Source organism: Halopseudomonas laoshanensis (genome assembly GCF_008365385.1).
In the GTDB taxonomy this organism is placed as follows: Bacteria; Pseudomonadota; Gammaproteobacteria; order Pseudomonadales; family Pseudomonadaceae; genus Halopseudomonas; species Halopseudomonas laoshanensis.
The window spans coordinates 826,714-838,872 of sequence record NZ_QOVF01000001.1 but is presented as its reverse complement, the minus strand read 5'-3'; the positions used below and the strand labels follow the sequence as shown (position 1 = coordinate 838,872).

The 12,159-nt window shown below is 57.7% G+C and carries 12 protein-coding genes; 6 read left to right on the top strand and 6 right to left on the bottom strand.

Annotation, left to right across the window (positions count from 1 at the left end; genetic code table 11):
• Window positions 1-24: 24 nt before the first annotated feature.
• Window positions 25-477: a YcgN family cysteine cluster protein gene (locus DT594_RS03875; RefSeq protein ID WP_149331447.1), complete on the bottom strand. Its 453-nt coding sequence runs from the start codon at window positions 475-477 to the stop codon at window positions 25-27.
• Between the two features lie 3 nt (window positions 478-480).
• On the bottom strand, window positions 481-744 hold the full coding sequence (locus DT594_RS03870) for a glutaredoxin family protein (protein ID WP_096345740.1): 264 nt from the start codon (window positions 742-744) through the stop codon (window positions 481-483).
• Between the two features lie 101 nt (window positions 745-845).
• Here DT594_RS03870 and DT594_RS03865 point away from each other — a divergent pair, with 101 nt between their 5' ends.
• Window positions 846-2,174: a deoxyguanosinetriphosphate triphosphohydrolase gene (locus DT594_RS03865; RefSeq protein WP_096345739.1), complete on the top strand. Its 1,329-nt coding sequence runs from the start codon at window positions 846-848 to the stop codon at window positions 2,172-2,174.
• Between the two features lie 29 nt (window positions 2,175-2,203).
• Here DT594_RS03865 and DT594_RS03860 read toward each other — a convergent pair whose 3' ends face one another.
• From DT594_RS03860 to DT594_RS03845, 4 genes are all read right to left on the bottom strand, one after another.
• Window positions 2,204-3,064, bottom strand: coding sequence for a nitrate- and nitrite sensing domain-containing protein (locus DT594_RS03860; protein ID WP_149331446.1), 861 nt, complete (start codon window positions 3,062-3,064; stop codon window positions 2,204-2,206).
• Between the two features lie 20 nt (window positions 3,065-3,084).
• Entirely contained in the window at window positions 3,085-3,486 is a 402-nt protein-coding gene (gene gloA, locus DT594_RS03855; protein ID WP_149331445.1) for a lactoylglutathione lyase, read from the bottom strand.
• Between the two features lie 157 nt (window positions 3,487-3,643).
• Window positions 3,644-4,909: an argininosuccinate synthase gene (locus DT594_RS03850; RefSeq protein WP_281290872.1), complete on the bottom strand. Its 1,266-nt coding sequence runs from the start codon at window positions 4,907-4,909 to the stop codon at window positions 3,644-3,646.
• Window positions 4,910-4,977: 68 nt separating this feature from the next.
• Complete coding sequence (locus DT594_RS03845; RefSeq protein ID WP_246164571.1) at window positions 4,978-5,820, bottom strand: flagellar protein MotY; 843 nt, start codon at window positions 5,818-5,820, stop codon at window positions 4,978-4,980.
• Window positions 5,821-5,998: 178 nt separating this feature from the next.
• Between DT594_RS03845 and pyrC the strand changes: the two genes are divergently transcribed.
• From pyrC to DT594_RS03820, 5 genes are all read left to right on the top strand, one after another.
• On the top strand, window positions 5,999-7,033 hold the full coding sequence (pyrC, locus tag DT594_RS03840; protein WP_149331442.1) for a dihydroorotase: 1,035 nt from the start codon (window positions 5,999-6,001) through the stop codon (window positions 7,031-7,033).
• A gap of 39 nt (window positions 7,034-7,072) precedes the next feature.
• Window positions 7,073-7,744 (top strand): ribonuclease T, encoded by a 672-nt coding sequence (rnt, locus tag DT594_RS03835; RefSeq protein WP_149331441.1) that lies wholly within the window; start codon window positions 7,073-7,075, stop codon window positions 7,742-7,744.
• Window positions 7,745-8,015: 271 nt separating this feature from the next.
• Window positions 8,016-8,990, top strand: coding sequence for a TAXI family TRAP transporter solute-binding subunit (locus tag DT594_RS03830; protein WP_149331440.1), 975 nt, complete (start codon window positions 8,016-8,018; stop codon window positions 8,988-8,990).
• 87 nt (window positions 8,991-9,077) lie between these two features.
• Entirely contained in the window at window positions 9,078-11,693 is a 2,616-nt protein-coding gene (locus tag DT594_RS03825) for a TRAP transporter permease (protein WP_149331439.1), read from the top strand.
• Window positions 11,686-12,114: a universal stress protein gene (locus DT594_RS03820; RefSeq protein WP_096345730.1), complete on the top strand. Its 429-nt coding sequence runs from the start codon at window positions 11,686-11,688 to the stop codon at window positions 12,112-12,114. The genes DT594_RS03825 and DT594_RS03820 overlap by 8 nt, the downstream gene beginning before the upstream one ends.
• The last annotated feature ends 45 nt before the right edge of the window (window positions 12,115-12,159 follow it).

Below are 12,159 nucleotides of genomic sequence, written 5' to 3'. Positions count from 1 at the left end.
GCTTCTAGCCGCATGAAGCGGCCCCTACCCCACTCTGAAGATAATCTGATCTTCCCAATCATCCTCGGCTACAGCGTTTTCCGCGAGCATGCGACCGGCCTGTGAAATCCCGGCGGCGTGCACCGCCTTGCGGTCGCCGCAGACCAGATGGTGCCATACGGGCAGATCCTTGCCTTCGGCTACCAGGCGATAGCCGCAAGTGGGCGGCAGCCAGGCAAAACCGGCGGCAGATGTCGGGGTCAACTGGATGCAGTCAGGAACGAAATCCCGGCGCTGCGGGTAGTTGCTGCATTGGCAGGTGTTCAGATCCAGTAGCTTGCAGGCAACCCGCGTGTAGTAGATGGCCTGGGCATCATCTTCATCTTCGAGTTTCTGCAGGCAACAGAGCCCGCAGCCGTCACAGAGTGACTCCCACTCCTGCTCATCCAGCTGCTCCAGCGTCTTGCGTTGCCAGAAGGGTTTGACGATTTGTGCCATGCCTCAGCCCTCCTCTACCAGCAAGTCGCCCAGCCAGTCCATCAACTGAGGCAAATTGAACGGCCAATCCAGCTCGGCGCCGGTGTCCTCGCGACGCAATACGGGGATGCGCAGCTGGTAACGGGACATGAGCTCCGCGCTCTCGGTAATATCCTGCTCGCGCACCTGCACCCCATTACCTGAAAGTAGTGCCAAAAGACTGCTGGCCTCCTCACAAAGGTGACAGGCCTGGGTACCGTAGAGGGTGAGTTCTGGGTTGGTTTGCATCAAAGGATAATCAGGGTCGTGAATCAGTGCCTAGTGTAACCCGCCTGCTTGGCAGTGGCGACGCCATGCAACATACTGCCGTCAAATCACGGAGACACGATATGGATTGGGAAACACTGCTGTGCCGCGAGCGCCTGGGTAAACCCGTGGCCGGTTCCGATGAACTCGGCCGCACGCCCTTTCACAAGGATCATGACCGAGTCATCTTTTCCGGGGCGTTTCGCCGTCTGGGCAAAAAAACCCAGGTGCATCCTGTTTCCAGTAACGACCACATCCATACCCGCTTGACTCATAGCCTGGAAGTCGGCTGCGTTGGTCGCTCATTGGGCATGCGCGTAGCAGAGATGCTTCGCGATCAACTGCCCGACTGGTGTGAGCCGGCGGACATTGGCGTAATTGTTCAGGCCGCCTGCCTGGCTCACGACATCGGTAACCCACCCTACGGGCACTCGGGCGAAGACGCGATCCGCCATTGGTTCCATCAGGCAGATCAGCGCGGCTGGCTGGCACCGCTGACTGACGCCCAGCGTCTGGACTTTCTCAGCTTCGAGGGTAACGCCCAGGGCTTTCGGGTATTGACTGAGCTGGAATACCACCAGTTCGAAGGCGGTATGCGCCTGACCTACGCGACGCTGGGGGCTTACCTGAAATACCCCTGGACCGCCCGGCATGCCGACAGCCAGGGCTACAAGAAACACAAGTTCGGTTGCTATCAGGCCGAATTCCCCCTGCTGGAACAGATCGCGGAAAAACTTGGCCTACCGCTGCAGGCAGATCAGTGCTGGGCGCGGCATCCGCTGGTGTATCTGGTCGAGGCGGCGGACGATATATGCTATGGCCTAATCGACCTGGAAGACGGCATGGAAATGGAGTTGCTGGATTACGCCGAGGTCGAAGAGGTGTTATTGCAACTGGTCGGCGATGACCTGCCAGAAACCTACAGACTGCTTGGCCCGCAGGACTCGACCCGGCGTAAACTGGCGATTCTGCGTGGCAAGGCGATCGAGCATCTGGTCAATGCCGCCGCCGAGGCGTTTATCAATCAGCAAGACGCGTTGCTGGCTGGCGACCTGAAAGGTGATCTGGTCGAGCATATGCATGAGAACGCGCGCCGCTGCGTACAAACGGCGAAGAACATGGCGCGCGAACGGATTTTCCAGGACAAGCGCAAGACCCTGCACGAGATCGGTGCCTACAGTACGCTGGAAACGCTGCTGGATGCGTTCTGCGGCGCTGTCAATGAGCAACACGCCGGGCAGCACCTGAGCTTCAAGCATCAGCGCATTCTCGATCTGATGGGCAATAATGCACCCAAGCCGGATTGGGATCTGTATCGCAGTTATATGCGCGTGATCGATTTTATTGCCGGGATGACCGACCTCTACGCCGCCGACATGGCCGCGCGCATTCGCGGTGTCAGCCCGATATGAGCCGGACCTTCACTGGCGGAATCTGAGGATCATTTATACGCCAGCGCGCCGGGGGCCTGTAACCGCTCCAGCAGCAAATCGACGATCGCCAGCGTAGCACTGATGGCCTGCGTGGCGATGCTGAAATAGCGATTGGACGCCAGGCCTGGCCTGTCGCCACTTTCCAACAACTGATCTACCGCCTGGAGCAGGCTGTCCAGGCTATCTTCGGCAGCGCGCACGGGTTTATCCACTGACAAACGCAGCAGCGGCTCGGTGCATAAGCGTGCCAATGGCTGATAACACTGAGTATTGATCTGCTCGCGCAAGCGTTGCAGCTCCTGATGCTGCAACGCGCTGTTTTGTCGTCGCGCAGCTATGCCGGTACCCACCGCCCGGGCGCGGCCGAGCAACTCGGTGTTTTTCAGCAACTCCAGCCACATACCTTGCGGTTGCGGCGCCAGCGCGCCCAGGCACACCAGGTCATGGCGGACCGCCAGCGCTTCAATGGTATTGATCAGTTGCTCGGCCATGCGGTGGTGCAACAGCAGAACCGCTTCGGCAGAGGCATTTTGCGCCCGTTGCTCAGCAATCTGTTGCCAAACCGGCAGCACCGGATGCCAGGCGGTGTACCAGAACAAGCTGCCCTGGTGGACTGCGACAGCTTCAAGCGTTTGCGCTACCTGCGCTTCGACCTGCCAGCGCTGATTTTCCAGGCTGTGCTCTCCGGACATTACACCAAAACACAGCCCCCGGTGACGCTGCACCTGCTCAAGCAGCAAACGCAACAGGCGGATCTGTTCCAGCGCTTTGAGCCGGACTTGACGCTTTTGAAGGGTGCGACGCCGGCTGCCGATTCTTTCCAACAACACCGCCAATACAACTGCTACTGCGAATAAGGTCCAGACCATAGTGCACCAGCTTCACGCTGTCAGCGAGCCACTCCGGGCGTGCGCCCCGACAGCAATTCAATACGATACCCGTCCGGATCCTCGACAAAAGCCAGGATACTGCTGCCGTGTTTCATCGGCCCAGCTTCTCTGACGACCTTGCCCCCCGCGGCTTTGATTTGCTCACAGGCCTTGTAGACGTCCAGCACTTCTATCGCAATATGACCATAACCGTCGCCAAGATCATAGCGTGACGTATCCCAGTTATGCGTCAGCTCCAACACCGCTTGATCAACTTCGTTGCCGTAGCCGACAAAAGCCAGGGTAAAGCGTCCCTCGGGGTAATCCTTGCGACGCAACAAGGTCATACCCAGCACTTCGGTATAAAACGCAATCGAAGCGTCCAGATCACCAACGCGAAGCATGGTATGTAGTATGCGCATGACAGCAGCCTTTGATTGAGCTTCAAGCCTTAACTTACAAGCTTCAAGCGGTAGGTGCAAAACGAAAACGGGCGCCGGACCATTACAGTCAGGCGCCCGAATGAACGGCCTTTGCCAAGCTGCTAGCGCTTTGAAGCCGGCAGTTGGCAACTAGGCGTCAGAGCAGCTTGCGGCCTTTACCAGCGGCAATGCGCATACGCAGGGCGTTGAGCTTGATAAAGCCTGCAGCATCAGCCTGATCATAGGCGCCCGCATCGTCTTCGAAGGTAGCGATGGCAGCGTCGAACAGAGAGTCGTCAGACTGACGGCCAACGACGATGACGTTGCCCTTGTAGAGCTTCAGCCGCACTACACCATTCACGTTGGCCTGAGATGCGTCGATCATCTTCTGCATCATCAGACGTTCCGGGCTCCACCAGAAACCGTTGTAGATCAGCTCGGCATACTTGGGCATCAGGCTGTCTTTCAGGTGCGCGACTTCACGGTCCAGGGTGATGGACTCGATGGCGCGGTGGCCCTTGAGCATGATGGTGCCGCCGGGGGTTTCATAGCAGCCGCGGGACTTCATGCCGACGAAACGGTTCTCGACAATATCCAGGCGACCAATGCCATTCTCACCACCAATGCGGTTCAACTCGGCCAGCACGGTTGCCGGTGACAGCTCTTTGCCGTCGATTGCGGTGATGTCGCCATTGCGATAGGTCAGCTCGATATAGGTCGGGCTATCCGGGGCATTTTCCGGTGACTTGGTCCACTTCCACATGTCTTCTTCGTGCTCGGCCCAGGTATCTTCCAACACGCCGCCTTCATAGGAAATATGCAGCAGGTTCGCGTCCATGGAATAAGGCGATTTCTTCTTGCCGTGGCGTTCGATCGGAATATCGTGATGCGCGGCGTAATCCATCAGCTTCTCACGGGACAGCAGATCCCACTCGCGCCAGGGAGCAATCACTTTAACGCCAGGCTTGAGCGCGTAGGCACCCAGCTCGAAGCGAACCTGGTCATTGCCTTTGCCGGTCGCACCATGGGAAATGGCATCCGCGCCGGTTTCATTGGCGATTTCGATCAGCCGCTTGGCAATCAACGGGCGCGCAATAGAGGTACCCAGCAGGTACTCACCTTCATAGACCGTATTGGCGCGGAACATCGGGAACACGAAGTCACGTACGAATTCTTCACGCAGATCGTCGATGTAGATTTCCTTGACGCCCATGGCCTTGGCCTTGGCACGTGCAGGCTCAACCTCTTCACCCTGACCCAGATCGGCTGTGAAGGTAACCACCTCACAGTTATAGGTTTCCTGCAGCCATTTGAGGATTACCGAGGTATCCAGACCACCGGAATAAGCCAGGACGACTTTTTTCACATCAGACATTACGCGCTCCCTAGAAGATTGATCAGCGCCACATGGGGCGACGGGCAAAAGCGCTATTCTAGCGCCGCACTGCGAGGAATCACAGGGGAGATAGTCTTCGCCGGCCTGCCGAGGGGCTAGTTTTTCTCTAGCCGCAGGGTAACGCGGCGATTCTGCTGGCGGCCTGAATTGCTGGCGTTAGTGGCCACCGGATAGCTTTCGCCGTGAAAGCGCATGGTGAACAGGTCTTCTTCCACGCCCTGTTCCATCAAGTAATCGCGCACTGCCAGGGCGCGCTGGCGCGATAGCTCGCGGTTGGTCAGCCGATCGCCCAGGTTGTCGGAATGGCCATCGAGTTGAATAACACCAATGTCTTCATCCGCCTTGATATAGACCAGTGCGGTATCCAGCAATGCTTTGGCTTCGTCGGTGAGTCTGCTGCCGCCGCTGGCAAAACTGACCACACTGCGCGATACCTGATCGAAATTCAGCGGCAGCAAACCGCCGGCGCAGGTTTGAAACTCAGTCCAGGCCTGCTGATAACCTACGCTCGAGACCACCACCCTGACTGACTCCACAGCGCTGGCCCAGGCCGCGCGCTGAATGGTCGGATGCATGCCTGAAGCCAACCCCGCCAGCATTTGCCCGGCCTGCTGTTGAGAAGCCCGTAACGTCACTGGCCCGTTTTCGACCAACGCCGCGCCCAGCACGGATGCGCGCAGGTTATGCCGCCAGGGTGGCGGATCGTTAAACAACTGGGCCTGGCCCGGCTGCATCAGATTGCTGGTGGCCTCCAGTTGAAATACCGGACGCTCACCTGCCCTGCGTACAAACACCGCTTGGCCGTAACCGCTGACGGGTTGCGCCATACGACATTCGAACTGATCACCTTCCACCGTCCATTCGACCTCTTCCATCCGGGTCTGAAAGGTGATGGCCTGCACAGGCAAGGCGACTCCCAGCAGTAAGGCACAATACATTCGACGCACGACGATCTCCATGCACAATTGACTCTCTCAGCTCCTGCATCGGCCGTCGCAGTTAAAACTTTACCCGGCGCATGCTTTGACGCTGAGACTTAAGTCCGGGGTGAAAGCAGGTGTGAAAACAGGGCGTTTCCGGTAGCATGACGGGATTGAAATTGTCTGGAATTAGCTGATGACTGATCGTCTTACCCTGATCCGGCCGGATGACTGGCACATTCACTTGCGTGACGGAGAGGTACTGAGCAATACCGTGGCCGACGCTAGCCGCACCTTTGCCCGGGCGATCATCATGCCCAACCTGGTGCCGCCAGTTCGCAACGGCCAGCAGGCCGCCGCCTATCGTCAGCGCATTCTCGCTGCTCGGCCCAGCGGGTCTGGTTTCGAGCCGCTGATGGTGCTCTATCTCACCGATCAGACCACCGCCGAATGTATCCGCGAAGCACACAGCGCTGGCCAGGCCATCGCGGCCAAGCTTTACCCTGCTGGTGCCACCACCAACTCCGATTCCGGCGTGACCCGGCTAGAGCACATTTATCCGGCACTGGAAGCGATGGCCGATGTAGGCATGCCGCTGCTCGTGCACGGCGAAGTGACGCATGCCGAGGTGGACATTTTTGATCGCGAAAAGGCCTTTATCGATCAACAGCTGGTCGGTCTGGTCGAGCGCTTCCCGACCTTGAAAGTGGTCTTCGAGCACATCACCACCGCTGACGCGGTGGACTTTGTCAATTCTGCACCGGACCGCGTAGGCGCGACCATCACCGCCCACCATCTGCTGTATAACCGCAACCACATGCTGGTTGGCGGCATTCGCCCGCACCTGTTCTGCCTGCCGATCCTCAAGCGCCAGCGCCATCAGCAAGCACTCTGTGATGCGGTGGTATCCGGCTCGAGCAAATTTTTCCTCGGCACCGATTCCGCTCCGCACGCGCGTCACGCCAAAGAGGCCGCATGCGGTTGCGCTGGCTGTTATAGCGCCCACGCAGCATTGGAGCTGTATGCAGAAGCCTTTGACGAACTCGGCGCGCTGGACAAACTGGAAGGCTTTGCCAGCTTGCATGGTCCTGATTTCTACGGACTGCCGCGCAATACCGATACCGTCACATTGGTGCGCGAGTCCTGGAGCGTGCCCGCCAGTATGCCGTTGGGCGACCAGACCATTGTGCCGCTGCGAGCGGGCGAGAGTATCCATTGGCGCGTTGCCTGACATCCTGGATTTGAGCGGTATAACCATTAAGGATCGCCCGTGAGCGAGTTTGAGTTCGATAGTGAAGACCAGCAAGAGACTATAGCCAAAGGCCACAAGCCACCCATGGCCTACCGTTTCCGCGGTTTCTTGCCGGTGGTAGTCGATGTCGAGACCGGCGGCTTCAATGCAGCCACCGATGCGCTGCTGGAGATTGCCGCAACACCTCTGCTGATGGACGAAGAGGGCATGCTGTATCCGGATCAGACCCACTTCTTCCGCGTCGAACCTTTTGCCGGCGCCAATGTAGAGCCGGCCGCTCTGGAATTTACCGGCATCAAGCTTGATCATCCGCTGCGCATGGCGGTAGACGAATCCGAAGCGCTAACGGAAATATTCAAACACGTGCGCAAGGCGGTCAAATCTGCCGGCTGCACCCGCGCTGTACTGGTCGGGCATAACGCGTTCTTTGATCTGGGCTTTCTCAATGCCGCGGTCGAACGCACACAAATCAAACGCAACCCCTTCCACCCCTTTTCCTGTTTCGACACGGCTACCCTGGGCGGCTTGGCGTATGGCCAGACTGTACTGGCCAAGGCCTGCGCGGCAGCGGACATCGATTTTGACGGCAAGGAAGCACACTCCGCCCGTTATGACACGGAAAAGACTGCAGAGCTGTTCTGCAGCATCGTCAACCGCTGGCGCGAGATGGGCGGATGGCCACCCGTCTGAGGTAGCCGTCTGGCAGCACACAGCACCCCGTGTCGCAATTCCATAGATATCAGTCGAATCAATAACTTGCCCGAAACCCGGGCTAGGGTTATTTTCCAGCGTTGGCGGAATACTCCGCTACACTTCTAGGACCGGGCACTAAATCATCGACCACGAGTTGATAATCTCTCCCTGGCCAAAACGCTAGGGAATACCGTGACATCGGCAGTTGATTGCAGTGATGTATTGCAGCGTTGCCGATTGATAACCAGAAAAAAGGAGTCACCCTCTAATGAAACGTCAATCACTCGCCATGCTGTTTTCCGCAGCAATCGGATGTGCCGCACTGGCATCCACTCCGGCTGTGGCCCAGCAAAACTTCGTAACCATCGGCACCGGCGGCCAGACCGGCGTCTACTACGTCGTTGGCCAGTCTGTTTGCCGCTTGATCAATCGCAATACTGACGAGCACGGCATTCGCTGTAACGCCCCGTCCAGCGGCGGCTCCGTGGCTAACGTCAACGCCATTCGTGGTGGTGAAATGAACATGGGCGTAGTCCAGTCGGACATTCAGTACAAAGCCTATGAAGGTGTTGAGAACTTTGAAGACGCTGGCAAGTTCGACGGTATGCGTGCCATGTTCGCGCTGCACGGTGAACCACTGACGGTGGTTGCCCGTCGTGACGCCAACATCACTGACGTCAAGGATCTGAAAGGCAAGCGTGTGAATATCGGCAATCCGGGGTCCGGTCAGCGCGACACCATGGATGTTGTACTCGATGCACTGGGCTGGACGCACGAAGACTTCTCCCTGGTTTCGGCACTTGACGCTGCAGAGCAGGCCGCGGCACTGGGTGACAACAACATCGATGCCATGGTCTACGTTGCTGGCCATCCCAATGGTTCCATTCAGGAAGCGACCACTACCGTAGATGCAGTACTGGTGTCAGTCGACGGTGAAGAAATCGACAAACTGATCGCCGAGCGGCCTTACTACGCCAAAGCGACCATCCCGGGCGGCATCTACCGGGGCAACGATAATGACGTGAACACCTTTGGTGTCCGCGCCACACTGGTAACCTCAACCGATACTGATGACGAAACCGTTTACCAGACCGTGAAGGCAGTGTTCGAGAACTTCGATCGCTTCAAGCGTCTGCACCCCGCTTTCGCCACACTGAAAGAAGAAGAGATGATCAAGGAAGGTCTCTCCATTCCTCTGCATGATGGCGCCGTTCGCTACTACAAGGAACGCGGCTGGATGTAAGCCCCCCAAACCCGGATCACTGATCCGGGTTTGTTTTTTGCATGTTTCATTCCTTTATTCGCACCATGCAACTACTCAAGGGCTACCATGAGCGTACAAAACAACCAACGTGATGATCTGAGCACCGAACTGGAAGACCTGGTAGCCACCAGTGATACCGGCGCTCGAAAACCCCACGGTTTTACCGGCAAATTAATCGTGTCGGTCGCAGCAGCCTGGTCTCTCTTTCAACTGTGGATCGCGTCCCCACTGCCCTACTTGGTCGGCTTTGGCGTGTTCAACAGTGCAGAATCCCGGTCTATTCACCTGGCTTTTGCGATTTTTCTCGGCTTTATGGCCTTTCCAGCGCTCAAGCGCTCACCGCGAGAACGCGTTCCCGTGCTGGACTGGGTTCTGGCCTTCGCAGCCTCGTTCTGCGCCGCCTACCTGTTTATTTTCTATACCGAGCTGGCCAGCCGCCCGGGCAACCCGACTACGCTGGATGTGATCGTCGGCGTAGCAGGTCTGGTGCTGCTGCTGGAAGCCACTCGCAGAGCTCTGGGTCCGCCTTTGATGGTCGTGGCGCTGGTGTTTCTGGTCTACTGTCTCGCCGGCCCCTATATGCCCGGCATTATGGCGCACCGCGGCGTCAGCATTGAGGCACTGGTCAATCATCAATGGCTGACCAGCCAGGGCGTCTTTGGCATTGCGCTGGGCGTATCCACCAGCTTCGTCTTCCTGTTTGTCCTGTTCGGCTCCCTGCTGGATAAAGCCGGCGCAGGTAACTACTTCATCAAGGTCGCGTTTTCGCTTTTGGGTCATTATCGCGGAGGCCCGGCAAAGGCAGCGGTGGTTGCATCGGCGATGACAGGCCTGATTTCCGGCTCATCAATCGCCAACGTAGTGACTACCGGTACCTTTACCGTCCCGATGATGAAGCGCGTAGGTTTCAGCTCCGAAAAAGCCGGCGCAGTAGAAGTGGCCTCGTCAGTGAACGGCCAAATCATGCCGCCGGTAATGGGCGCTGCGGCGTTTCTGATGGTGGAATATGTCGGCATTTCCTACGTCGACGTGATCAAGCATGCCTTTCTACCTGCGCTGATCTCCTATATCGCGCTTGTTTACATTGTGCACCTGGAGGCAATGAAGGCGGACATGCAGGGCCTGCAGAGCAGCAACCCGCCGCGGCCATTGTTGCGTAAAATTTTTGGCTTCATGACCGGCCTGATTCTGTTGATGGCACTGTCATTTGCAGTGTATTACGGGCTGGGGTGGCTCAAACCGCTGCTGGGCGACGCTGCCGGCTGGGTCATTGGCGCCTGTCTGTTGGTTGTGTACGTTGGGCTGCTGAAGGTCGGATCACGCTACCCGGTGCTCGAGATGGACGATCCCGAATCCCCCGTGGTGACGCTGCCGCAAACCAAACCCACAGTGATGTCCGGTCTGCATTACATTCTGCCGGTGATCGTGCTGGTCTGGTGCTTGATGGTAGAACGCCTGTCCCCTGGCCTGTCGGCCTTCTGGGCCACGGTACTGATGATCGTGATCATCATCACCCAGCGCCCTCTGATGGCCATGTTCCGCGGCGAAAGCAAGCTCGCACATGATCTGCATGAGGGGCTGGATGACTTGTGGCAAGGGTTGGTCGCCGGCGCGCGCAATATGATCGGCATTGGCATCGCCACTGCAGCGGCAGGGATCATTGTTGGCGCCGTAGCGCAGACTGGCGTAGGCCTGGTACTCGCCGATCTGGTTGAGATACTGTCCATGGGCAACCTGATGCTCATGCTGATCCTGACCGCCATTCTCAGCCTGATTCTGGGCATGGGTCTGCCGACTACCGCCAACTACATTGTGGTCTCGGCCCTGCTCGCCCCCGTTATTGTGACGCTGGGCCAGCAGAACGGCCTGATCGTACCCCTGATTGCCGTACACCTGTTCGTGTTCTACTTCGGCATCATGGCGGATGTCACCCCGCCAGTCGGGCTGGCGTCCTTCGCCGCTGCGGCGGTGTCTGGCGGCGATCCGATTCGAACCGGCTTTCAGGCTTTCTACTACAGCCTGCGCACAGCGGCCCTGCCGTTCCTGTTCATCTTCAACACTGACCTGCTGTTGATCGATGTCACCTTCTGGCAAGGGATAGTGGTGTTCATTGTCGCCACTATTGCCATGCTGATCTTCGCCGCAGGCACCCAGGGCTGGCTGCTGGTGCGAAGCCGCTGGTATGAAAGTGTGCTGATGCTGTTGGTAGCCTTTACCTTGTTCCGCCCAGGCTTCTGGATGGACATGATTCACGATCCCTACCAGTCGATTCCGCCTGCTGAAATCGCCACCGCGCTCGACCGCGTGGACGAGGGAAGCAACCTGCGGATTCAGATCAGCGGTAAAGACGACATTGGCAGTGCGCGCACTTTCTACGTGCTGATGCCCGTGCCGGATGGCGAGACCGGCGAAGAACGTCTGGAAGAGACCGGACTGATGCTGATGCAGGATGGCGACCGTACCCTGGTTGACATGGTTACCTACGGCAGCATGGCTGCTGATCTGGGGTTCGACTTTGATCAGGAGATCATCGAAGTGCTGGCGCCGGTGGACCGGTGGGCCAAGGAATGGATGTGGATTCCCGGATTCTTGCTGTTCATGCTGATCATCGGACTGCAGTGGCGACGTCGCCCAGATGCTCAGGCGTCTGTTGCGACCGCGCCAGGAGGTAACAATGTATAACCGAATCCTCTTACCGATCGATTTGAATCACAAGGCGTCCTGGGCCAAGTCCTTGCCTACCGCGCTGCAGCTGTGCCGTGATTACACGGCCTCGCTGCACGTGGTCATGGTGATTCCGGATTTCGGGCTCCCGCTGGTAGGTGGCTTCTTTCCCAAGGAATATGCAGAAAAAGCCAAACAGGCGATCACCAACAATCTCAAGGAGTTCGTCAAGGCGAATGTGCCGAAGGACGTCAAGGTGCAACGGATTGTGGCTGATGGCAAAGCTTACGAGGCGATTTTGCGGGTAGCCAAAAAGATCGATGCAGATCTGATTGTCATGGCATCGCATAAGCGCAAACGTGCCGAGGATTACGTATTGGGTACCAATGCGCTGCGCGTAGTGCAGTTGTCCAAAACCTCGGTAATGATCGTGCGCTAATATCGCTGGCACAGTCCTTGCTCTGATTTTTTCCAAACCCGATTA